Origin of the sequence: Enterococcus wangshanyuanii (assembly GCF_002197645.1) — a bacterium.
In the GTDB taxonomy this organism is placed as follows: Bacteria; Bacillota; Bacilli; order Lactobacillales; family Enterococcaceae; genus Enterococcus_L; species Enterococcus_L wangshanyuanii.
On sequence record NZ_CP021874.1, the window covers coordinates 2,351,978 to 2,374,436 of the forward strand.

Consider the following 22,459-nt stretch of genomic DNA (forward strand, 5'->3'; position numbering starts at 1 on the left):
AGATACTCAATCTAGATGCATTTTGTAGCCGATACCGTGTGCGGTCTGAATGTATTTATCTGCTGGATAGCCGTTCCGATCCAATTTTTCTCTCAAGCGGAAGACGACATTAGCAACTCTCGGTTTTTGGTCGTTGTAGGCTTTTTTCCAAATACATTGGTAAATTTCCTGATGAGTGAATGGTTTGCCTATATCGCTTTGCAGCAAAGATAGGAGCTTATACTCGATTCGAGTAAGATTCACCTTTCGTTCAAGCTCAGAAATCGGTTCTAACTTATTTTTCGTTATGGTTCCCTCATATAAGGAAACTTTTCTTCCATCAATCCCCATCAGGCTAGAGGATTTATCGGAACGATATTTCAACTCGTTTTGAATCGTTAATTGTACTTCTTTTGCCTGTGTTTCTTCCCCAATATTCAGATTGGCTCCTAACTGTAGGTAAACTAACCGATTGACCGTGTCTGTTTCTTTTTGATAAACCACTATGTATGCATTCGTTATCTCACGAATCTTAATGATAGTTGAGCACGTATTACTCATTGAAAATGTCGAAGAATCACTAAGGATAAAAACAACCTCTACCTCTGAAAGCTCCTGTGTGAGATTTCTTATATCTAGTCTCACAATATTGCAATCAAGATCGCTAAGGAATTTTGAGTAGAGTTGCTCTAGATCATCTTCCGAATATGTTTGATTTATTACACCGATTTGATGCATTCTTCCTCCTCCTCTATCTATCCATGACTATGTCGAACTAACTTGTTCATCTCAGTGTTAAACTAGTCGAATTATTTGTTTCTTTAATTTGATTCCTTTATACTTATTTTGAGACTTTTAGTAAAAACAACAAAAAGTAACATTTACTTAAAATTGGGATAAAAAGAATAAATAGCGTTATTCTTTTTAAAAAATAGATATAAATATGAAATTTCAACTTTTTAATTCTTATTACTATTACTAATAAGAAGAAACAGTCTAAAGTGTTGATATAGCTTTATTTACATTTATTTTTGACTACACCGCTGACGGCTAAAAAGAAATAAAAAAAAGAAAATCCAGATAGATTTTCTTTTTTTGTCTCTAGTATCATTCAATTAAATCTACATAAATTATTTTTGAGATAATAAATTATCTACTTTCTGCATTTCTTTTTCTCGCTGCTCAAATAATGAATCTGCATAAGTATCTAATGTCAACTTGATCGATTGATGACCTAAAATTCTGCTCAAGCTAGCAATATCCATTCCTTGTTCTAAGCACCGTGTAGCAAAAGTATGGCGGAGAACATGAAAATGAATCTCTGAGAAACTAGTCGCTTCAATCATCTTTTTGAAACGATAATTGATTACTCTAGGCTCTGCGAAGCTATTTTTACTTCTAATGATATAGGGACTGGTTGCATGCTCTCTTTTTGCGAGTAAATAGTTTTTCAAGTTTTTGGCAAGAGGAATGATTCTTTTCGATTGTGCTGTTTTAGGGGTTCCTGCGATCAATTCCGTTTTGGCCTTTGTACTATTTTCATCGATCACTCGGGTAATCGTTCGATTGACTCGAAGTAAATTTTGGTCAAAATCAATATCCTGCCACTGAAGACCGCTGATTTCTCCAATCCTTAAGCCAGCGTATAGCGCCAAAATAACGGGTGAACATTCTGGATCTTGGAAAGCCAAAGCTTCAAGCTCTTGTTGCTCTTTTAGGCTTAATGCATGAACTTCAGGACGATTTTGTTTAGGTAATTGGACAAAGTTGCAGGGATTTTGACTAAGATACTTTTGTCTGACTGCTTCATCAAGGGACTGCTTGACCAGATTCATGACGAGCCGAATCGTTCCGGAAGATAATCCTTGTAAAAGCAAGAGATCCACGAAGTACTGAACATTTTCTTCTGTGATATGTTGTATGTACTTTTCTCCTAAATGAGGAATGATATAGCGCTTGGTTAAGCGAAAATAGTTTGTATACGTCGTGGGCTTGACTTTACGTTTGACCTTCAGTGACAGCCAATTACCCAGCCAAGCTTCATACGTGCCTTCATAGTAGCTAAAATCATAAACTGTTTTCAAACGTTTCGCTTTTAGCACGGTCAATTTATCTTTAACATCTGCATATTTTTTCCCGTATACATACCCATATACGATCTTTTTCTCAGGTGTCCGTTGTTTGACATAACGACCTTCCCAGCGACCATCTTTACGCTTATAAATATTTTCTCCTTTTTTTACGATAATAATCAGTCCTTTCATTTTGACGGTTTTTTTGACGGCTAATAAAATCGTCCGTTAAATAGCATAAAATTGCCGAAAAAATTAAATAATTTTCTTGTTATGAGACAAAAATTAATATTAAATAAAAAAATTCGTTGACATCCACATTTTTTTTATATAATATAAATACGAACTAACATTTATCAAAAAAAATAGGCTAATTCTTATTAGTAATAGTAATAAGAAGAGCGCAATTATTTTAACTGAAACTGTTTCTCATAATTTATCATTTATATATATTCTTCGCTAGTTTATTTTTGCAATATAAAATTACAAAAATAATTTGATTCTTTTATGGAAAACATAATTTTAAAACATGGTTTATGATATTTATTTTAATTTGAATTTAAAAAATACTGCTTTTCCTTATAAATAAAAAACTTGAAACCTAGCTTTAAGAGCTATCTTTCAAGTTTTTTTTGTGATGTGACAAAAAAAATGCCACACTTCAATACAATCCCACTTTTTCTTCATTCTTCTAAAAAAAACATATTTATAGATTCCTGATTCCCCTTCTCCTATAATACAAAGGAATGGCATTATTACAAAGGAGGAAAGCAACCATGTATACATTTTTTGATCGAGAAACTAGAACCAAACTGTCTATACTGCGCACTTTATACATCAACGAACATTGGTGTTCCACGGAAAATCTGATGGATTGGACAGAGTTAGATCGAAGAACCATCTTGAAATATTTAAAAATGCTACAAGAAAAGGCTCAAGAAAATAATCATAAAACATTGCTTGAATCAAAAAAAGGAGCTGGACATAGATTTGTTGGAACAAAGGTGGACTATCAAATACTAACCTTACAGCTGATTACTTCCTCTGTCCCATTTTCCTTTATTTCTGACTTGTATTTTTTAGAAGGTGTTGATGTCACTGAATTTTGTGAAAAGCACTTTGTCAGTGAGACAGTGATCAAAAAAGTAATCAATGATATAAACTCATTTTTTTCACCTTATCATATTCATTTATTGACTATAAAAAATATCGTTACAATTGAAGGGGAGGAAATTCCTATTCGCTATTTTGGGTATATCTTTTTTTGGGGGTTATTCAAAGGAATCACCTGGCCATTTGACTCATTTATTTCTGAAAAAAAGGTGTTCCATTTCCTAAAAGAGCAATTTCCAGACTGGAGACAAACCAAAAAAATTTCACGTGCCCAATTTGCTTTCATGCTTGCCATCAACATTGCTCGCATTAAAAATGGACATGCTTTATCTTATGAACAATTACCACCTTTTACAAAAGAATTGAATCAGTCCGTCTTTTTTTCTGCAAATGATCAAGAGGAATTCACCACGTCCCACTACAAATTCAATACTCTTTTTGCAATGCCTGAAGCTGAAGTCGATTACTTCCTACTATTAGCTCAAACACGTGTCCAAATGTATCTATTTAACGATTTCCTTAGTAACGCACTTGCTTTTCATAAAAAAAATCAGACGTTAACATTTGAAATCTATAATTTGATCCATGAGGAATTTTCAATAGCAGCAAATGTAACGGATAAAGAAACCTTCGATATTATCACTAGCCTGATTCTCTCAACCTGTTTAGCGGTCATTCTTTTTCCTAATTTTGATACCACGATCACTAGTTACAATTATGACAATTACTTATATCAAACCTATCCTTTTTTGAAGGAAGAAATGGAAAAAAAATTACGTAAAATCAGTGAATCTGTTCATTTACCGTTCCTTACTAACCAATCTTTATTGATTCCCAGACTCTGTGAATTGTATTGTTTGATTGGGCATCCTACTGATTTTAATCCAGAAATAAGGATCAAAATGGAAACAGATCTTCCTATTGTTATGGAAAAAATACTTTCAAATCAATTATATTCTACCTTGTCGCCTTTTTTCAGGATTTCATTTTTATCCTCGATAGCACCAACCGAAAAAGTCACACCTGATCTTATCATCGCTTCGACAAAAATTCACGGTATCGAAAAATCAGATATTTTTGTTAGCTATATCAATCCTTCTTTCGGTACAAAGGACATTAAAACGATCGTAGATAAAGTCAATTTGATCAATACATTAAAAATAGAACAAGAACAACACGCCAAACAGTCATCCTAAACAATCCACTAAGAGCTTAAGCGAGTATAAAACGATTCCTCTTAAGCTCTTCTCTTGATCGATAACTCCTAAACTAAAAAACTGCACTCTTGCCTGTATCCGTTCACAAGCATACATCTCTCATCCGTAGAAAACTTGGGCAGACCTGACCTTACAGGAGAATAAAGCAACCAATCTTCGTATCGCAGCACATAAGGTATCTAACCTTTTAATCAGACCAAATGGGCAGATTTTCAGAAAATGCATCGACAAACGAACTGGAAATGTCTTGAAAAAAGGCTGTTTAAGATTAATCATGCTCGTGTGATGTACGACACATCCGATTTGACTATATATAATAGAAAATAATTGAAGAAAGTGTAGTACAACTCTAAAAAGAGCAGATGCCTAAAATGGCTTCCGCTCTTTTTCTTTGGTTCGTTATTTAAGTACTGCTACTTTTTTCCATTTTCTGATTTTGGTTCGAAAGTTAGTAAATGGAGCTACGGTATTGATATGTACCCATTTATAGATCGGCCACATCGCTTTTGTTGTTGCCCAACTTCTCTGCCCCGGTTCAAATAATTCTTCGTTCGAGAGTGTTTCTAACCAAGCGCACAGTTCATCTACACTTTTTTTTAGTAATTGTCTTTGTTCAACCAATGTATAGCTCCCATAGGTTTCATAAAATGATTGATATAGACCCCCTAAGTTATTCCACTTATAACCAGGTGCAGGTGTCTCAACATGTTTCCCAGCCTGCTCTTCTTTTTCCCAATGTAAGACTAAATTCACCCACCCTAGCTGATAGGATAAATTTTCTGATGGGGTCTTATCCACTTCATCCATTCGCTCGTCTTTACGTGCTTCAGGAATCTCCGAAAATTCCTCGTCAAATTTTTCATATCTTTTTCTGATCTCGCCAATCAGCTCTTCTTTTGTTTCGTATGTACGCATTTCTGTTCCTCCCAGTATTCAAAATAAAGTACCTTGTATTGCTTGATAAGGCATCTGGTAATTCTCAATGATTTTATCCATCCGATATTCTATCCCAATTTCTCTGCAAAGCTTCTGAAATTTCATTTTTATTTCAGTCTGATTTTGAATTTCACAAAAATAACGATGCCCATACGTTTGCTTGTAAAGAGATACGAGTTCAGGGAAATAACGTTTTAAAAAAAGAAAATAGTGTTCTTTTTGTCGATCCCTCAATGTCATGCCCCAAAGAGGATAGATATATTTAGCACCTGCATCTGCTGCCATCATTATGATCGTTTCGATCGTTGCCCAATCATCTGTTAGATAAGGTAAAACCGGCATAAGTAATATGCCCGTATAAATTCCATCAGCAGCTAACTGGCGAATCGCTTCAAAACGTTGTGATGGTGTACTGACGCTTCGCTCGATTTTTCTTGCAAGCCCATCATCCGCTGTGCTCATAGATAAGCTGACATTCACAGGAGAATGAGTAGCTATTCGGGCTAAAAGCTGGCTATCTCTCGTAACCAAATCACTTTTTGTCGCAACAGATACCCCATACCCGAAATGATCAAATAATTCTAAAGCCTGTAACGTCAATCGCTCTTTTCTTTCAAAAAAATTATATGGATCTGACATCGAGCCTGTCCCAACGACTCCTTTAAGTCTTTTTTGAGTTAGCTCTCGACTTAACGTTTCAATGCCGTATTCCTTCCCGCGAACCTCATCAAATGACTCGATTTGATAACAGTCGCTCCTTGAGTCGCAATAGACACAGCCATGATGACAGCCTTTATAAAGGTTCATTGTATAATCTGTCCCAAACCATTCATCCGTTCGGCTTTTCATTAAAATCGTTTTTGCGGTGATCATTTTCATTTTTGCAATGCTGTTGAAGCATTTCCCACAGCGATTCACCTCCTTTGACTATCTTTACTTTATTTTAAACCTTAACATCATGTCAAAGTCAATCGGAATATAGTAAAATAGCACTATACTTTATGACAAATACAATCAATCAATAAAGGAGCCCTTATGTTCAAAATCAGTAAATTCTCCGAGTTAACGAACATCAGCCCACGAATGCTGCGACATTACGATAAATTAGACTTATTAAAACCTTCAATTATTGATGAGGAAAATGGCTACCGCTATTACACTGCTGATCAAATCAATTTAGCCAACCGCATTCTATCTCTAAAAAACATCGGTATTCCGCTAAAAAAAATCCCCTTTTTACTGGAAAATGAAGTCGCTCAAAACAGTTATTTATCAAAGCAGCGAACGATTTTAGAGACAGAACTAGCTGAAAAAAGATTACAATTAGCTTACTTGGATTTATTAACAGAAAAAAGAGCAGCTAGTGCTAATGATGCGGTCAACTTACCGATCGAAACCAAATTTATGCACAAAAAGCCTGTACTCTCTTATCGTCAAACTGTTACTTCCTATTATCAAGAAAATGAGCTCTGGGAAAAATTATTTTCAGCGATCCCAAAAGAAGATTTTGCTGAATTAGGTCCATCTATCGCTGTTTTTCATAATAAAGAAAATGAGCCCATCGATATTGAAGTCATGATCGGTCTTTCAGAAAAAGCCGCTGCCCGTTATCCAAACGTCACTTCTTTTGAACCTAATCTAGTTGCTTCTATTGTGACAAACGGCGCCTATTCAACAATGCCAACGATTCACGACGATATGGCTACTTGGCTGACATTAAATGAGTATGTACTAGCAGATCCCATCTTCAATATCTACCATTCCAGTCCTGCAACAGAAGAACGAGAAGAGCTTTTTATTACAGAAGTCTGTTATCCAATCAAAAAAGTGATCCATTACAGTAAATAAGTCTGTGCTTCAGACGATTCGCTGTTTTTGGATCACTTTTTTTCGGCAATCGATCATGTATAACATCGGCTGACTATAGACATACACGTAATCATATTGTCTTTTATTTCGCTTCCGATAGATATGTGTAGCCAACTGTTCAATACTTTGCTCATCATTGCCAAAAACAAAAATAAACAGATTATTCTCTTTATACACCGTGTAATTACCATTTTGGAGCTTCTTCACTTTATTATCATAGGCTTCAATCAAATTAAACAACGAATGCCAGTTTGCAATCGAAATGCCGACTTTTTTCTGATCATTTTCCGGCAAGGGCAGTTCCACATGTAAAATGCCTGTTCCGTATTTTTTCTTGATCATTTCCAAAATTTGCCGATCATCGTGAACACTGATGTCATCTAACCCCAATACGTTTAACACGCTTTCTTTCAGTGATTGTGTTACTTCTATACCGATATTATTTGTTGGATTTTGAATATCAGGCTTATCCAACAAATAAGCAGCTTGATATTTTTCTGGCTCTGCTTTTTGAAGAATATCTAACGCTTTACGCTCGTCAGGTCGCTCCATCGGTTCCATAAACTCACTCCTTGAGTTGACTTGATATAGCTACGATATACTAAACAAAAGGAGAACGCAACTTAGTAAACTTTGTACAAGTCATAAAGGAACTTCCCATAAAAGTATAAGTCATTTTTTCATTTCTTTTAGACAATTAAGAAAATAATGATACTAAAAAAAAATAACATATGGTACATTATAAATAAGAAAATAAAGCGCTTTAAAAACTAAAGGAGAGGTTTATCAAATGAAAATACGCTTAGAATATCCAGAACTAGAACGATTATCAAGTCAACTTCATTCCCAAGAAGAAGTGTTTACCCAATGTATAGCAGAGCTAAAGCGGTTGATTTATTCTGCCCCAGACTCATGGGAGGGGAAATCCGCAGATGTGTATATTGCTCAATTTAATGAATTGCAGCCTAGTTTCCACCAGACAAGACAAATTATTGAACTCTTGCAAGGCCAAATAAAAGAAACAATGGCTATTATGAAAGATCAGGACGACACTCTTGCTGGTAAATTGAATTTTTAACGGGGGCGTACTAGATGAATGAAGCTTATTATCAAACAAGGATCAATCAAGTACAGCAACAAATCTATGGCATTGAAGATGCTATTCGGGAAAAAGAGAAAGATTTAGACTACCTTTATCAGTTCAAAGAAGAACACCAGAAAAGCATCCGTTCTATTGAACAAAACTTCCAGCAGCGCTCCGATCGGTTAAATCGGACATCTATCAACGCAACAAAAGTCAAAATTTTTCAATCTTACAGCAAATCTATGACAGATTTATTACAGCAAAAACAACAATATCTACAGAAAAAAAATGATGAGCAATCAGAGATTTCTCGTGGAATAGACCGACTTTTAAATGAACTTGAAGAATTAAGAAGACAGAGATTTTCATATGAAGATCAACTATCGGATTTATATTACCGACTGCGCTTAGAAAGGATGAAAGTTAATGACAAGTAATAATTTAATTGTTTCAGATGCAGAATTTATTTTTGCAGAAAAAGCACTCATCGCTTATCTTCACACAATGTTAGAAGCTGGAACACAGTTTAACCAAATTATTGACAGTGTCTTAGCAAACGCATTACAAGATCCTGCAATATCGCCCCAGCTTCAAGGATTATCGGATAAAATGAATGAAGTAGTAGAAAAAATTTCACTGGTATCCGAAGCTTTGTCTGGAGAAAGCCAAACATTTATTTCAGAAATCGACGAAAAAGATCAATTTGTTTATTAAGGAGAATAGCTATGACAAAACTAGCATTAGACCCTGAAGAACTTAGCAATTTACGATCCAGCATGTTGGAAGTTGCAACTAAAATCCGTGAGGTATCATCCGGCGGTTATATCACAGAAGATTTATTCGTAGAGAGCCAAGGCGATGCTGCAAATACATTAAATCAATGTTTGAAAACTCTTGTGGAAAGCGCAGCCACAATGGAACAGATCACCACAGCCACCGCAGTTTTTTTTGGTGATATTATCGAAGGATTCACCATGACAGATATCGAAAACGCTGCTAAAATTAATCAAAATAGCGGTGGATAACTTATGGCATATATAAAACTATCTGCCTGTTCCTTTCATTAAAAATCATACGAATCTAGATAGACTTGCTTGATTTAACAACTGGCAATAATGATATCAGATAAACGAGGTGAGTATTTGAAAAAAAGACATATTTTACTAGGATTTCTAGTATTATTACTAGCAGGAGGATGCCAAAAAATGGAAAATAAAACAAAACAGGACATTCAAAATCAACTTACCAGAGAAGAGGTAAAACTCGAAATACTAACTCATTTAAAAACAAAGTATAACCGTTCATTTGAAAGTCAATCACTCCAATACAAGTCTTGGGCACAAAAAGGACATGAATCTATGTATGCTTATCCTGAAGGAGAAAATCCCAATAAAAATTTTGTCGTCTATCGTTATGATAACGGAAAAAAGTATGAAGATGGATATGTAGGCTTTATCATGGAACCTGTCTACCAGAAAAAAATAGAGCAATGTGTGTTGAGCTATTTCCCTCATGCAGTTGTTCGCTCCGGTTTTGATTCTCGCTATATTTATCCGGAAAGTTTTAAGCCAGATATGGATTTTACTACTTTTGATCGCTATAAAAACAAAAAAAATTCAATGGGTACAGGGATTTTCCTTGCAGCTAAAAACGAATCAGAAATTTCTCAGGAACTATTGAACTCTCTCGAAAAAGAATTGAAAGAAATTTATGCAATTGGTGGTTATTCTATAACAGGCTATTCAGAAAAAGAGTTCCAACAATATATTTTGAACGACCCTTTTGATTCTATTGAGAAAAACACTTCTTTCTCTAATACTGGGGAAACCTTTTCTATTACTCAAAGCTGGGGGAAAATTGATTTTGACTACTCGTATAAGGAGGGAGATTAGATGGCTCATCCTACAGAAGAAGAACTCCTTATACTCAATTCAATTATTTACACAGATGATTTTGCTAATCTAAATGTTCAAGACCGAAAGAGAAGTGTTTTTGATTGGGCTAATCAGTTTGATCTCAACAGTATCGATAATGACAATAAACCTGGTGAGATTTCTCAAAGCGAATTTCAAACAATCATTAACACGATTCAGAATAACCCAGATGTCTACCAAAATATGATTATCAAAGATATTGATAATTCTCAGTATGCAAATGAAAGCGGCTCACAGCGTGTAACGAATGCTGCTATCTCTTATGGCGATGATTTGATTGTTGTCTATAAAGGAACTGCTGGAGATATGGAATGGCGTGACAATGGAGAAGGTGGCTATTCAAATGTTGCTGATACAAAACAACAACAAATGGCGCTGACTTATTTTGACGAAATGATGGCAAAATTCAATGCAAACGGCAACCATAATATCTACGTAACGGGACACTCTAAAGGTGGTAATAAAGCACAATATATCGGTGTACTACGTGGAGATATGTTGGAACAAGTCTACGCATTTGATGGTCAGGGATTTGGGCAGGCATTTTTAAATAAGTATCGAGAACAAATCCGACAAAATAATGGAAAAATCACAAATATCAGTAATGAATATGATTTTGTCAATATTCTTCTTTTTCCGATTGCGGGCGATCGGCGCTACATACAATCTTCTACTAACTGGGGCATCATGGATGGCAGTTCCTCTGGAATCGGAGCAATGTTTCTTCATAAATTTGGTGCATGGCATTCTCCCTATTCAATGTTTACCCAAGACAATAATGGTAACCTTCAATTAAATCACGAGGTAGATCAAAGTGATTTAATGAATCAAGTGCATGGGCTATTCGCACATTATGCAAAATATATGAGAGAAGAGGACTGGCGTTACCTATGCTATTCGATCATGTCTATGATGCAAAGTGGAGATATTCCATATGGTGATGATTACTCTGAAATGCCCGTAGGTTTTGAAGAACGTCTATTAGCATTGACAAAAGGCTATCTTCAAAAAAATAAAGGGATCAATGAACAAGAAATTTTCTGGTTCATCTCTGGTCTCTTTGGCTACGATTCACCAGCGGGATGGATTACAGCAATTGGAGCTGCGGTAGCCTTCTCTCAAGTTTCTGCAGATGGTTATACGGATAGAGTTCGTGACTTCACCACAGCAACAAAAGATCAATTATTAGCGACTGTTCAAGAAGTTGAAGACGAACCATGGTGGGATGTCACCAAATGGGATGTTTTTTATCGTGTCGATAAGTATCTATTAGGAGGCGTTGATTTTCCGGCAAATGGCGAAGAGTTGAACACTTACTATCGAAAAATTATCGATATGCAAGACGTTAGTGCTGAGGAAATTGAGCGGATTTTTTCCGATGTTTATAATTGTGAGTCCTCGTTTAATACAAAAATGGAGCAACGTAAAAATGAATTGGACGATATCATGAATGCTTTAACTGAGATTCATGGAAATATAACATGATACGGTTCATAACAAAAAAATAGAGTGCAAAACAAAACTAAAAATACGTTTTGTTTTGCACTCTAAAATTTAGTAAACGGCGGAAATAGAAGCAGGTCTCTCTTATTTTTTGAGGTTAAATACTTCTATTCCGTAATTATTTTCCTTTCTATTTTGGCATTACATCTGCCGGTATAGCGGATTGATATTTTTGACCACCAACCGTTACTTGATGTTCTGCTTTTGCTTTTTCAACTAATTCAGGATTCGTCAATAAATCGTATGCTGTTGTAGCAATCGTTTTACCAGCGGCTAATAATCCTTTATGGGCTACAGAGGATTTACCATTTGCGACCCATTGCCATGAATGAGGCGGTGTTCCTTGCGGCTCACAGCCGATCAAGACTTGCGCTGTTGGACAAACCCAGCTGACATCCCCGACATCTGTCGAGCCTGATGTTGCGTTCGAGAAGGCCAATGGGCCAATTTGGTCTAAGACCGGTAATGTTCCTAAGCGTTGGATTTCTTCTTCACTTGCTGTTGGATTCATTTGACGAGCTCGTGTGATCAACCCAGCTTTAGTAGCATCATCTAGGCTATCATAATATCTTTGGCTATATTCTTGATCTTCTTTCGTTAAATTCAGATCACCAAATTCTTTTAGATTTTCATACATTGCCGTTGTCATTGCTTGGTTTGGCAAGTAATTGGCACAGGCAGAATCAAAAACGATTTCTAATTCTGTTTCTGTCATCAATGCTGCACCTTCTGCGATTTTATTGACACGTTTATAAATCGCTTCAGCCTGATCTAATTTTGGTGCGCGGATAAAATAATAAAGGCTTGCTGTTGGTTGAACTACATTTGCTGATTCACCGCCAGCATCCATGAATGCATAATGGACACGACCTTCATCAATGATATGCTCACGTAAAAATTGGACGCCGATGTTCATCAATTCTGCAGCATCTAATGCACTGCGCCCTTGTTCCGGTGCTGCAGCGGCATGTGCTGATCTTCCTTTAAAATTATAATAAATTTGATAGACTGCTAAGCTGCTTAACCCCCAAGCCATACTTGTATCCATCGGATGCCAAGCTAAGGCCACATCTAAACAATCAAACACACCATCTCTAGCCATGAATGCTTTTCCATAGCCGCTTTCTTCTGCTGGACAACCAAATAATTTGATCGTTCCAGTTAATTCTTCTTGCTCCATCAAATCTTTGATACCGACCGCTCCTGCCAAAGCGCCAGTTCCTAATAAATTATGTCCACAGCCATGACCATTGCCGCCCTCATGTTCTGCTTTTTGCTCGCCAAGATCTGCAACCTGACTCAAATTTCCTAAAGCATCATATTCCGCTAAAATTCCGATCACTGGATTGCCGCTACCATAAGTCGCAACAAATGAATGCTCCATATTTGCAAGACCTGTTTCAACTGTAAATCCTTCTTTTTCTAAAATTTCTAAAAATGGCTTCACTGATTCAGTCGTCGCAAATCTTGTTTCCGGTGTTCCCCAAATTCGATCCGCGGCAGCGATAAATTGTTCTTTTTTTGCATCGATCAGTTCTGTGATTTTTTGTTTTGCATCCATCATATTCTTCCTTTCTCTTTTAAATCAACGTTTCTTTTCCCTAACAAAAACGCCTTTAACGTTCGATCCCAAATAACTCTTTTGCAATACGTTTACCTGTTTTGGTCCCAGCTAATCCGCCGATCCCAGTTTCCCGAATATCTGCCGGCATACTGCGGCCTACACGATACATTGTTTCTACCACTTCATCTGCTGGAATCTCGCTTTCAACGCCTGCCAACGCCATCTCAGCCGCACTGATGGCATTCGATGTACCCCCTGCATTTCGCTTGATACAAGGAATTTCCACCAGTCCTGCAACAGGATCACAGGCTAAACCGATCAGATTATTCAAGGCAATTGCAAAGGCATGGCTTGCTTGTTCCGGCGTACCTCCCGCCATTTCAACTAAGGCTGCCGCGGCCATTCCTGAAGCCGAACCGATTTCTGCCTGACAGCCGCCTTCAGCTCCTGAAATCATGGCGTTATTAGCTGTAACGAAACCAAACGCTGCTGCAGTGAATAAAAATTCTAGTTGAGTTTCTTGACTCGCCTGCAGTTTTTCTCTAAAAGCTAACAGCACACCAGGAACGACCCCAGCAGAACCAGCTGTCGGCGTTGCACAGATCATTCCCATTGCTGCATTGACTTCATTCGTCGCTACTGCATAGCACAACGCTTTAACAAACGTAGTATCTGTTAATACTGTTTTGCTATCTAAATAGGCTTGTAGTCTTTTGGCATCATAACCAGTTAAACCTGAATGAGAGCGTACCCCTTGAATTCCTTTCGCCGCAGCGGCTTCCATCGTTTCCAAATTCAAAGTCATCTGATTCATGATTTCTATTCGGCTGCGTCCAGAGGTTCTGATTTCCTGTGCAATCATGATTTCTGCGATTTTACACTGTTTTTTTTGTGCTAGTTGTACTAATTCTTCAATTGATCCAAACAAAAGATTCACGTCCTCTAATTTAGCCGGTCGTCGGCATTACTGCTGTGATGCCCGGTATTTCTTTGATTTTTGCTACTAATTTTTGACTAATGTCGCTGACGGTTTCTACAAAAAAGACAGTCTCTTGATTCAACTGCTGAACTTTTACAAATTCAGGACTTTCTAAGGCATTTTCAACACAAGGAATTGCCGTTTTTGGCTGATTCGCAGTAAGGACCAACCCGTTCCCTTGTTCTTGATTCAAAATGGTTGAATGGTGATTGATTTCTGTTAATTGAATACTGCCGCCGCCGATAGAGATTGCTGTTAAATTCAGTTTCTCCTGCTCATCGATCAATTCCAAATTGACAGTATTCGCATGTTCAGTTTCTTTCGTACTAACAAGGAATTCAATTTTTACTCCTTGTTCTTCTGCAATTTCAATTGCATTTGGAATCCGTTCATCATGTGTTTCAAACCCAAGAACTCCCGCAACGATCGCAACCGCTGTCCCATGTCCTTTATAGGTTTCCGCAAAAGATCCAAAAAACGTTACAACCAACTTTTCAGGTGTATGCTTATACAATTCTCTTGCCATATTACCGATTCTGACTGCCCCTGCTGTATGTGAGCTGGAAGGTCCGACCATGATCGGACCTATGATATCAAAGGCGCTTTTATATTTAAACTTTCTCTCTGACATTACGCTTCTTTTTTCACTCCTAGTACACAAAGTCCGCAAAGTAAGCTAGCCGCTGCCATAAATCCGAAAGCTAATGTAAATGAACCACCTGCAGCTTTGATCAATTGACCCAAGATCATTGGTGCCAAGAAGCCGCCTAAGGTTCCCCCAGTATTGATGATCCCGATAGAAGAGCCAATGATCGATTGATCCATGATTTTGTGCGGCCAAGTAAAGATCGCTGTGAAAGCGCTAACTGAAACCATGCTGACTGCGATCAAACAAATCATTGATAACACAAGATTATTTGAAGCAACAAAAGCAGCAACTAAAATCGCAGCTAAAACCGTAGCACTAATAATGAAGATCCGTTCTTTCCCTAAGAAAAGTTTGGATAAAAGAGCTCCCGCAAACATCGTTGCAGCGGTTTGGAATACGGCATTCACCGCTAGTAAATAACCGATCGTTTTAATATCGATCGCAAATTTCTGTGCTAAATAGCTTGGCAGCCAAGACATATTTCCATAAAGTAGGAAATTTAGTAAAAGCATAGCCACAAACAATACAAGAACATTTCTATTAGTGATCACCTGACTGAATGTAATTGCCGGTTTATCTTTTGCCCCAGTTTTTGCGCTGGCTACTTGATTCGGTACAAAAAGTCCCACTAAAACCAAAGCTACAGCAAATAATATACCTAGCGCCAGATAACCATAACGCCAATTCGCATTGATCAAATTCGTTCCTAACGTAAAGGCTAAAATCCCGCCAATTCCAGAGGTAGAAAGAATCAAAGATTGGACAAAGGTTCTACGCTCTTGTGGAAAATTATCAGCAATTGATTTTGAACAACTTGGTGGATAACCGCCATGACCGATCCCTGCAAAAAAGCGAATAACCATAAACAACATCAAACTACTGACTGCACCGAATGCGAATGAAAAAATTGAAATAATTGCTAGTGACAGCATCAATACTTTTTTTGCCCCGATTTTATCTGCTAACCAACCACCTGGAATTTGCATCAACGAATAACCAAGGAAGAAGAATGACATGATCATCCCCGTTTGCCCTGCGTCTAAATTAAACTGCTTTGTTATCGGTAAAACAGCGGTAGAAATCATACTCTTATCCATATAAATCATCGAATAACCCGCCATTAAAGCGAAAATCAGTCCAACACCACTTTTACTTGTTGTTTTTTCAACTTGTGTTTCCATTTTTTTCCTCCATTACTAAAATATAAGAAAACGTTTTCTGTTCATTCATTATATAAAAACTTCGGCATATAGAAATTACTTTAATTGCTCGATACAAGGTCGATATTATTGATTTTTTGATAAATAATAAAAAAAGAGCAAAAATAGTGTGACTATTTTTGCTCTTTGCTTTTATTCTCAGTACAATGGCTGCAATAAATACAGTTGACAAGCATTCAAGGTCAGCGTTGCCTCCAACTCATAGCCAGTGTTGGTAATCGATTCTTTCTTCAGTTCAAATTTTGGCGCAATTTTTTGCTCTAAATAGCTTTGCAGCTCCCTGTCTAATTCAGCCTGACCACCAATTCTGATCCAATCATTATAAATCCCGCCATGATCTTTATCTAACACATATTCTCTGATCAAATAATCCCCCTGCGGCAATCCGTTCAACTGAATCAACAGCTTTTTCGTTTGGTATCTCACTTGGAAAGTATCGACCGAATAAAGAGGATCTAAATTGCTAGAATTGTAGAGCAACAATTGATACTGCCCTTGATTTTGAGTCAGCATATACCCTGAACCACTCGCTACTACCTCACCTTTCAAATGATTTAAGAATCGAAGTGAAAAGAAAAGCGGGCGACGTAGTCCTTCATACAAAAAGACAGATAAGCTACTATCTTCCCGTACATACGTCTGCCGCTCCTTGACTTTAATATTCAGCCAAAAAGCAATCCCCGTTACTTTTTTAGACAATTCAAGGATCGATTCCAAAATCAGAGCCGAGCGGAAAAAGGTTCCTGAAAAGGTATTGCCTTCACCAACCAACGTATTCCAATCCGTTAAGAATAGTTCCGGCTCCCAACTAGATGCCTGCTGTTTTTTCACATCTGCATAGGTCGACACAACTGACTTCACGCGTGCCAGCAGTTCCTGCTGATAGTCTTTAAAATGTAATGCGTGCTCATCTTTGATTGCCTCTGTCGCATAAGGATCCGCATGAAAACTAATGAAATCAGGTAAACAACGCTGCTTACTCTGCTCCTCAACAAATGCTTGATATTGTTGATATTCTTTTTCTGCTAGTGAACGCAAGGACATCAAACCAATCTTGACTGAGGGTATCAGCTGCTTCAACTTGCGATAAAAATAATGATACCCCCACCGATTCTCCTCACTCCACTGACCACTCCCTTTTGGCAGCGACCATTGAACATACCATTGTTCCACTTCTTCACGCCCATAACGATTCAAAAAATGCCGAATAATTTTGATTTGTTTATCACACCAAAGTTGAACCTCTTTTTTATCCGTATAATCCTCTGGTAAAAATAATTGGATCATTGGCTTTAACTGAATTTTGATCAAAAAATCAAACCACTGATTATTTAAAATATACTCAGATACTAACAAGACGTCATTTTCAAAATTGGTTTCTTCGCAAAAGCCTTCAAATTGAACGAAATCAAAGGCGAGCTCTTCTCTTAAGATACACAGTTCTCTTTGAACACCTCTGGCTAGCCCCTCACCGGCTGGACCGATCTTGATGATTTTTTTACTGGTTTGATAGGCAGATTTTGACCTATCAGTCACAGACAATTCTATTTTTTGTTCGATTGTCGCATTTTCATCTTCGATATCTTTTTCGACTAGGTATTTTGCCAACTCCTGTAATGCCGCAGCGCCAGTGATCTCTTGGTAATCTTCGGGTTCAACGGTTTTATTTTCCTGAGTTTTTGTTAAAGAATATTTTTTTCGGTAACTAGCTGGCGTTACTCCATGTTGTTTTTTAAACACTTGATGAAAGTGCTTAGGGTTTGAAAAGCCGCTATCCAGCGCAATTTTGATCACCGAGTTGGTTGTTGATACTAAGGCCTCCGTCGCATGCATCAAGCGAATCTGATTTAAATAGGCTGTAAAGGTCATTCCTACCTGCTTTTTGAACAAACGAGACAAGTGATAATAAGACATCCCACTGTTTTCAGCAAGTGATTCTAAAGAGATCGGTTGATCATATTCTTTTTGAATTTGTTCAAGTACATTATTTATTCGATCATCGGTCGTCTCTTGTTTAAGCTGAGGAAGTAGATTTTGATCTTTTTTAAATTTTTTCACCAAATAATTTAGTACACTGAATAGATGCTGATACACTTCAAGTTCATTTTCGCCGCTTTTCTTAAAGTAAGCAGCCATCAAATGCGCCAACAAGGCCCGTAGTTTCTTAAATTCTTCCTTACTTCTGTCTTCCAAGCTTGAACAATCGATATATGGCAGCCAGTTTTCTTTAAAATTAGCAGTCAGTGGTTTTCTGGAGATACGCAAATACAGCAGCAGATTTTTGTCAGAGCTCTTCACCTGATACTGATGCAGCGGATTGATCACTAATAGATCATCTGATTCTAATCTATATTCCTTTTCTCCAGTGGTTACTGTCATACTTCCGCTCAGCATAAGAAACAGCGTTAAATCTTCACTCATTCGAGCCGGTACATCACTTACTTTCATTAGTGATAGATGAAATGGACGTTGATTGTCTTCTCCCATGAACTTGACCTTCCTTATTCGCTCTAGTTTATTGAACAAAATATATCATCAAACGGAAAGGGAAACAAGTTGTCCTTTTTTTACTATATTGTCTATACTAGGAGTACTTAAAAATAATCGTACGTATAAGGAGGAAATCATGAAAATCAGTCAAGGGGATATTTTCAGAAGGCGGGAACAATTGATCGAGTATTTACAGCAAAAGGAACATGCTTTGGTCGTTGAATTAGCTGAATACTTTAACGTTTCAGCGGTTACGATCAGAAGAGACTTGCTCTTTTTAGAAAAGAAAAAAATGATCGAACGATTTTACGGCGGGGTGAAATTGATTCCTATGTCACAACAAAAATTTGACACTACATTTGAAAAAAGTCATTTTCCAGTCACTGCGTTTGTCGATAAATTATCCCCTTTTTTAGATGATCGACTGCAGCTTTTTGTTGGTGCTGGACTGTTTTCCACTGAACTCATCCATGCTCTATCTTTTTTCGACATCCTTATTCTAACAAACGATGCATCGGCAATTTCTATCGATCATCCCAATAAAAGAGCGCTGATTTCCATTTGCGGCGGTGAATTAGAAAAAAATACCAATGCACTTGTAGGTGATTTTGCTACCTACTCATTCACGAAAGTTGAAGCAGATCTTTGTATCATCGAAGCGGCCGGTTTCAATACTCATGAGGTCACAACAAATACATTGAATGAATCGTTTGTTTATCGCACAATGCTCCAACATACAGATGGTCCTAAAATCGTGTATACTCCTGCTGGCAATCTTGAAACGGTTAGCTCGTTTATGATCGATCGAACCTTTCTATTTAGTCACCTCTACACGGACGCATCGATTCCAGAGGCCATATTAAACAGCTACATGACACACTCGATCACCGTTGACGTCTTAACTGAATAAAAAAGGTATACTAAAGAAGCTTGTTTTCTTATAACATTGTATTCCTTTTGAAGCTCTCGAACTGTTCATAAAAATACTTTCATGAACAGTTCTTTTGATTGCATTGAATTCCCTGGATCAATCGCTTATTCTAAGTTCAAAGAAAACGCTTTACAAAAATAAAAGATTGGAGACACTTATGACTACATTTCCTAAAAATTTCCTATGGGGCGCATCGATTTCCGCCCATCAAACAGAAGGTGCCTATAAAAGCGACGGCAAAGGTCTAAGCGTGCAAGATACACGCCAAAGAGATAATCATGATATCGCTGACTTTACGGTCGCAGTTGACCATTACCATCATTTTAAAGAGGATATTCGTTTATTAGCTGAAATGGGCATCAAAGTTTTTCGTTTTTCAATTGCTTGGACACGGATTTTTCCCGAAGGTCGAGGCGAGATCAATGATTTAGGACTGCAGCATTATAGCGATGTGATCGATGAATTACTAAAATACGGGATCCAGCCTTACATTACCTTGAACCATTTTGATTTGCCCCAAGCTTTAGAGGATGAAGGCGGCTGGAGTAATAGAAGCACCGTCGATGCGTTCGTCCACTACGCTGAAACCGTTTTTGAAGCTTATGGTGACCGGGCGAAACATTGGCTGACGATCAATGAGCCGAACATCATGCTTTTAGTTGATAAAAAAATCTTAGGCAAAGATATCCCCTTACAAGAAAAATATCAACAGTTTCACCATTTAATGATCGCTGAAAAATATGCATTCAAACGGTGCCACGAGTTGATCGAAGACGGTAAAATCGGACCGGTGCCGAACATCTCACTTGTTTATCCGGCAACTAGTAAGCCGATGGACAATCAAGCAGCTCTTTACTTCAACAGCGTCAGAAATTGGGCGTATCTCGATTTTTCTTGCTTCGGCCGCTACAATGCCGTCTTTAAAGATTATCTGAACCGTAATGACGTATCGATTTCTTTTGCTCCTGAGGATCAAGAATTGATGGAAAATCATTTCCCAGATTTTGTGGCAATGAACTTCTACACGACGGTTACCGTAGAAAAACCAACTGAAAGAGATGGCATGGCTAACGGCATCAGCGACCAACAAAGTGAAGATATCATGGAGTGGGGGTTTTATAAAGGCTTTACTAATCCTTATTTGAAGAAAAATGAGTTTAACTGGACGATCGATCCAGACGGGTTGAAAACGACTTTACAAACCTTGTATGACCGCTATCATTTACCCATCATCATTACTGAAAACGGCTTAGGTGCCAAAGATGAACTGACAGAAGATGGTAAAATCCACGATGCCTACCGAATCAACTACTTACAGCAACATATCGAACAATGCGGCTCAGCGATCGAAGCTGGTGTAGAACTGATTGGCTATAGCCCTTGGTCAGCAATCGATTTGGTCAGTGTGCATGAAGGAATCAGCAAACGATACGGCTTTATTTATGTCGATCGTACAGAACATGATGCAAAAGAAATGACTCGCTACAAAAAAGACAGTTTCTACTGGTATCAAACGTTGATCGAGACAAACCAACTGCCCTCATAAGGAAAGGAGAAAAAAATGAATAAAGTATTTACCTTCTTGGAGACTAAACTAATGCCGCCGTTGAATAAAGTCGCAAACCTGCGCTTTATTCGAGCAATCATGCAAGCTGGGATCATTACCGTGCCATTTACAATCGTCGGATCGATTTTCTTGATCATCAACAATCTGCCGCAGATCATTCCACCGCTGGCACCATTTTTTGAGAACACGATTTTGAAATTTGCACCAATTTACAGCGTAGCAACAACCATGTCGATTGGTTCGATCGCTATTTTTTATTGTTTAGCTACGGCTTACTATTTAACCGATATTTACCGTAAGGAAGAAAACGCTGGCTTGAGCAGCTTTGTCGGTGCGATATTAGGGTTATTTGCTTTCTTGATGACGATCGTTCAAACGGATATCGTAGATGGCGGTGCGCAGCTAGTCCAAAACCAAAGTGAAACAGCCATTACGTACAATGGGGTAGCTCTAGGCGGCTGGGTCACTCGTTTTGGTGGTGTTGGTATTTTTATCGGGATCATCACTGCTGTGATTGCTACACAGATCTATCGTCTATGTGTGAAAAAAAATATCACTATTCGGATGCCTGAAGGAGTGCCAGATGGTGTCAGTAAAGCCTTCGCTTCATTGATCCCTGCAATTTTCATTGCTTTTGTCATGTTGTTTATCAATACGATTTTAGCTATCTTCCATACAGATTTGCATGGATTACTTTCAAAACCTTTTGAATTCGTAAAGGATTTAACTGGTTCTTGGCTGGGGATCATCGTGATCATGTTGCTGATCCATTTATTATGGGCAGTCGGGGTTCATGGAACAGCAGTCATTAAAAACAGCTTCATCAATCCGATTTTACTTGTTGCTTTAACTGAAAATATCGATGGTGGATCTAATATTTTTGCTGGTGATTTCGTAAATATGTATATCTTCATTGGTGGTGCCGGTAGTACCTTAGGGTTAGTTTTATTGATGATTTTTGCGGCAAAATCAGACCAATTGAAAGTTTTAGGAAAAGCGGCTGTTTTACCCGGCCTGTTCAATATCAATGAACCGGTGATTTTTGGGGCGCCGATCGTTTATAATCCGTACTTGATCATTCCGTTTATCGTGACGCCTCTGATCAACGTTACAATTGCTTATTTTGCTACTTCTTGGGGATTAGTAAATAAAGTCATTACAGGAATCCCTTGGATCTCTCCTGTAGGTATCGGGGCATTCTTGGGAACTGGCGGCGATTTTCGTGCGGTGCTAATTGGGTTTATCAATTTAGCAGTTTCAGTCATTTGTTATTATCCGTTCTTTAAGATGTATGATGGAAAATTGTATGCAGAACAGACTGCTATCGGTGAAAAAGACTAAATTGTAAAAAA

At 37.6% G+C, this 22,459-nt stretch carries 21 protein-coding genes; 11 read left to right on the forward strand and 10 right to left on the reverse strand.

Features of this window, described 5'->3' with window-relative positions; genetic code table 11:
* Window positions 1-6: 6 nt before the first annotated feature.
* Together CC204_RS11635 and CC204_RS11640 are read right to left on the reverse strand one after the other, a co-directional pair.
* Window positions 7-717 (reverse strand): winged helix-turn-helix domain-containing protein, encoded by a 711-nt coding sequence (locus tag CC204_RS11635; protein ID WP_088270308.1) that lies wholly within the window; start codon window positions 715-717, stop codon window positions 7-9.
* Window positions 718-1,109: 392 nt separating this feature from the next.
* Window positions 1,110-2,243 carry a tyrosine-type recombinase/integrase gene (locus tag CC204_RS11640; protein WP_227011138.1) on the reverse strand — a complete coding sequence of 378 codons (1,134 nt, stop codon included), beginning with the start codon at window positions 2,241-2,243 and terminating at the stop codon, window positions 1,110-1,112.
* Window positions 2,244-2,827: 584 nt separating this feature from the next.
* On the opposite strand from CC204_RS11640, the gene CC204_RS11645 reads away from it, so the two are divergent.
* Window positions 2,828-4,360, forward strand: a complete 1,533-nt coding sequence (locus CC204_RS11645; protein WP_157894274.1) for a helix-turn-helix domain-containing protein — start codon at window positions 2,828-2,830, stop codon at window positions 4,358-4,360.
* Between the two features lie 420 nt (window positions 4,361-4,780).
* Here CC204_RS11645 and CC204_RS11650 read toward each other — a convergent pair whose 3' ends face one another.
* On the reverse strand, window positions 4,781-5,296 hold the full coding sequence (locus tag CC204_RS11650; protein ID WP_088270311.1) for a ClbS/DfsB family four-helix bundle protein: 516 nt from the start codon (window positions 5,294-5,296) through the stop codon (window positions 4,781-4,783).
* 18 nt (window positions 5,297-5,314) lie between these two features.
* Window positions 5,315-6,196 carry an SPL family radical SAM protein gene (locus tag CC204_RS11655; RefSeq protein ID WP_088270312.1) on the reverse strand — a complete coding sequence of 294 codons (882 nt, stop codon included), beginning with the start codon at window positions 6,194-6,196 and terminating at the stop codon, window positions 5,315-5,317.
* 156 nt (window positions 6,197-6,352) lie between these two features.
* Between CC204_RS11655 and CC204_RS11660 the strand changes: the two genes are divergently transcribed.
* Window positions 6,353-7,165 carry a MerR family transcriptional regulator gene (locus CC204_RS11660; protein WP_088270314.1) on the forward strand — a complete coding sequence of 271 codons (813 nt, stop codon included), beginning with the start codon at window positions 6,353-6,355 and terminating at the stop codon, window positions 7,163-7,165.
* A gap of 9 nt (window positions 7,166-7,174) precedes the next feature.
* On the opposite strand, the gene CC204_RS11665 is transcribed toward CC204_RS11660, so the two are convergent.
* Window positions 7,175-7,747: a hypothetical protein gene (locus tag CC204_RS11665; protein WP_088270315.1), complete on the reverse strand. Its 573-nt coding sequence runs from the start codon at window positions 7,745-7,747 to the stop codon at window positions 7,175-7,177.
* A gap of 229 nt (window positions 7,748-7,976) precedes the next feature.
* On the opposite strand from CC204_RS11665, the gene CC204_RS11670 reads away from it, so the two are divergent.
* From CC204_RS11670 to CC204_RS11695, 6 genes are all read left to right on the forward strand, one after another.
* On the forward strand, window positions 7,977-8,264 hold the full coding sequence (locus CC204_RS11670; RefSeq protein ID WP_088270317.1) for a WXG100 family type VII secretion target: 288 nt from the start codon (window positions 7,977-7,979) through the stop codon (window positions 8,262-8,264).
* Between the two features lie 14 nt (window positions 8,265-8,278).
* On the forward strand, window positions 8,279-8,707 hold the full coding sequence (locus tag CC204_RS11675) for a hypothetical protein (protein WP_088270319.1): 429 nt from the start codon (window positions 8,279-8,281) through the stop codon (window positions 8,705-8,707).
* Window positions 8,697-8,984, forward strand: coding sequence for a hypothetical protein (locus tag CC204_RS11680; protein ID WP_088270320.1), 288 nt, complete (start codon window positions 8,697-8,699; stop codon window positions 8,982-8,984). The genes CC204_RS11675 and CC204_RS11680 overlap by 11 nt, the downstream gene beginning before the upstream one ends.
* A gap of 11 nt (window positions 8,985-8,995) precedes the next feature.
* The gene (locus tag CC204_RS11685; protein WP_088270322.1) at window positions 8,996-9,295 is read left to right on the forward strand and encodes a hypothetical protein; all 300 of its coding nucleotides are present in this window, start codon (window positions 8,996-8,998) and stop codon (window positions 9,293-9,295) included.
* A gap of 180 nt (window positions 9,296-9,475) precedes the next feature.
* Window positions 9,476-10,162 carry a hypothetical protein gene (locus tag CC204_RS11690; RefSeq protein ID WP_088270324.1) on the forward strand — a complete coding sequence of 229 codons (687 nt, stop codon included), beginning with the start codon at window positions 9,476-9,478 and terminating at the stop codon, window positions 10,160-10,162.
* Entirely contained in the window at window positions 10,163-11,689 is a 1,527-nt protein-coding gene (locus tag CC204_RS11695; RefSeq protein ID WP_088270326.1) for an Mbeg1-like protein, read from the forward strand.
* Window positions 11,690-11,837: 148 nt separating this feature from the next.
* Here the strand turns inward: CC204_RS11695 and CC204_RS11700 are convergent, their stop codons facing one another.
* The 5 genes from CC204_RS11700 to CC204_RS11720 form a co-directional block, all read right to left on the reverse strand.
* Complete coding sequence (locus tag CC204_RS11700; protein ID WP_088270328.1) at window positions 11,838-13,268, reverse strand: amidohydrolase; 1,431 nt, start codon at window positions 13,266-13,268, stop codon at window positions 11,838-11,840.
* 55 nt (window positions 13,269-13,323) lie between these two features.
* Window positions 13,324-14,199 (reverse strand): L-serine ammonia-lyase, iron-sulfur-dependent, subunit alpha, encoded by an 876-nt coding sequence (gene sdaAA / locus CC204_RS11705; RefSeq protein ID WP_088270330.1) that lies wholly within the window; start codon window positions 14,197-14,199, stop codon window positions 13,324-13,326.
* Between the two features lie 19 nt (window positions 14,200-14,218).
* Complete coding sequence (sdaAB, locus tag CC204_RS11710; RefSeq protein WP_088270331.1) at window positions 14,219-14,881, reverse strand: L-serine ammonia-lyase, iron-sulfur-dependent subunit beta; 663 nt, start codon at window positions 14,879-14,881, stop codon at window positions 14,219-14,221.
* Window positions 14,881-16,080: an MFS transporter gene (locus CC204_RS11715; RefSeq protein WP_088270333.1), complete on the reverse strand. Its 1,200-nt coding sequence runs from the start codon at window positions 16,078-16,080 to the stop codon at window positions 14,881-14,883. The genes sdaAB and CC204_RS11715 overlap by 1 nt, the downstream gene beginning before the upstream one ends.
* Before the next feature lie 177 nt (window positions 16,081-16,257).
* A complete protein-coding gene (locus CC204_RS11720; protein ID WP_088270335.1) occupies window positions 16,258-18,606 on the reverse strand; it encodes a helix-turn-helix domain-containing protein in 2,349 nt (782 codons plus the stop codon).
* A 139-nt stretch (window positions 18,607-18,745) separates the two neighbouring features.
* On the opposite strand from CC204_RS11720, the gene CC204_RS11725 reads away from it, so the two are divergent.
* From CC204_RS11725 to celB, 3 genes are all read left to right on the forward strand, one after another.
* The gene (locus tag CC204_RS11725; protein ID WP_088270337.1) at window positions 18,746-19,519 is read left to right on the forward strand and encodes a DeoR family transcriptional regulator; all 774 of its coding nucleotides are present in this window, start codon (window positions 18,746-18,748) and stop codon (window positions 19,517-19,519) included.
* Between the two features lie 178 nt (window positions 19,520-19,697).
* A complete protein-coding gene (locus tag CC204_RS11730; protein WP_088270338.1) occupies window positions 19,698-21,086 on the forward strand; it encodes a glycoside hydrolase family 1 protein in 1,389 nt (462 codons plus the stop codon).
* A gap of 15 nt (window positions 21,087-21,101) precedes the next feature.
* Window positions 21,102-22,448, forward strand: coding sequence for a PTS cellobiose transporter subunit IIC (gene celB / locus CC204_RS11735; protein WP_088270339.1), 1,347 nt, complete (start codon window positions 21,102-21,104; stop codon window positions 22,446-22,448).
* Window positions 22,449-22,459 lie beyond the last annotated feature (11 nt).

What these genes read in the sequence shown, in the direction of transcription:
- CC204_RS11635 (WP_088270308.1), bottom strand. Translation starts at nt 717, where the DNA reads ATGCATCAAATCGGTGTAATAAATCAAACATATTCGGAAGATGATCTA.
- CC204_RS11640 (WP_227011138.1), bottom strand. Translation starts at nt 2,243, where the DNA reads ATGAAAGGACTGATTATTATCGTAAAAAAAGGAGAAAATATTTATAAG.
- CC204_RS11645 (WP_157894274.1), top strand. Translation starts at nt 2,828, where the DNA reads ATGTATACATTTTTTGATCGAGAAACTAGAACCAAACTGTCTATACTG.
- CC204_RS11650 (WP_088270311.1), bottom strand. Translation starts at nt 5,296, where the DNA reads ATGCGTACATACGAAACAAAAGAAGAGCTGATTGGCGAGATCAGAAAA.
- CC204_RS11655 (WP_088270312.1), bottom strand. Translation starts at nt 6,196, where the DNA reads ATGAAAATGATCACCGCAAAAACGATTTTAATGAAAAGCCGAACGGAT.
- CC204_RS11660 (WP_088270314.1), top strand. Translation starts at nt 6,353, where the DNA reads ATGTTCAAAATCAGTAAATTCTCCGAGTTAACGAACATCAGCCCACGA.
- CC204_RS11665 (WP_088270315.1), bottom strand. Translation starts at nt 7,747, where the DNA reads ATGGAACCGATGGAGCGACCTGACGAGCGTAAAGCGTTAGATATTCTT.
- CC204_RS11670 (WP_088270317.1), top strand. Translation starts at nt 7,977, where the DNA reads ATGAAAATACGCTTAGAATATCCAGAACTAGAACGATTATCAAGTCAA.
- CC204_RS11675 (WP_088270319.1), top strand. Translation starts at nt 8,279, where the DNA reads ATGAATGAAGCTTATTATCAAACAAGGATCAATCAAGTACAGCAACAA.
- CC204_RS11680 (WP_088270320.1), top strand. Translation starts at nt 8,697, where the DNA reads ATGACAAGTAATAATTTAATTGTTTCAGATGCAGAATTTATTTTTGCA.
- CC204_RS11685 (WP_088270322.1), top strand. Translation starts at nt 8,996, where the DNA reads ATGACAAAACTAGCATTAGACCCTGAAGAACTTAGCAATTTACGATCC.
- CC204_RS11690 (WP_088270324.1), top strand. Translation starts at nt 9,476, where the DNA reads ATGGAAAATAAAACAAAACAGGACATTCAAAATCAACTTACCAGAGAA.
- CC204_RS11695 (WP_088270326.1), top strand. Translation starts at nt 10,163, where the DNA reads ATGGCTCATCCTACAGAAGAAGAACTCCTTATACTCAATTCAATTATT.
- CC204_RS11700 (WP_088270328.1), bottom strand. Translation starts at nt 13,268, where the DNA reads ATGGATGCAAAACAAAAAATCACAGAACTGATCGATGCAAAAAAAGAA.
- sdaAB (WP_088270331.1), bottom strand. Translation starts at nt 14,881, where the DNA reads ATGTCAGAGAGAAAGTTTAAATATAAAAGCGCCTTTGATATCATAGGT.
- CC204_RS11715 (WP_088270333.1), bottom strand. Translation starts at nt 16,080, where the DNA reads ATGGAAACACAAGTTGAAAAAACAACAAGTAAAAGTGGTGTTGGACTG.
- CC204_RS11720 (WP_088270335.1), bottom strand. Translation starts at nt 18,606, where the DNA reads ATGGGAGAAGACAATCAACGTCCATTTCATCTATCACTAATGAAAGTA.
- CC204_RS11725 (WP_088270337.1), top strand. Translation starts at nt 18,746, where the DNA reads ATGAAAATCAGTCAAGGGGATATTTTCAGAAGGCGGGAACAATTGATC.
- CC204_RS11730 (WP_088270338.1), top strand. Translation starts at nt 19,698, where the DNA reads ATGACTACATTTCCTAAAAATTTCCTATGGGGCGCATCGATTTCCGCC.
- celB (WP_088270339.1), top strand. Translation starts at nt 21,102, where the DNA reads ATGAATAAAGTATTTACCTTCTTGGAGACTAAACTAATGCCGCCGTTG.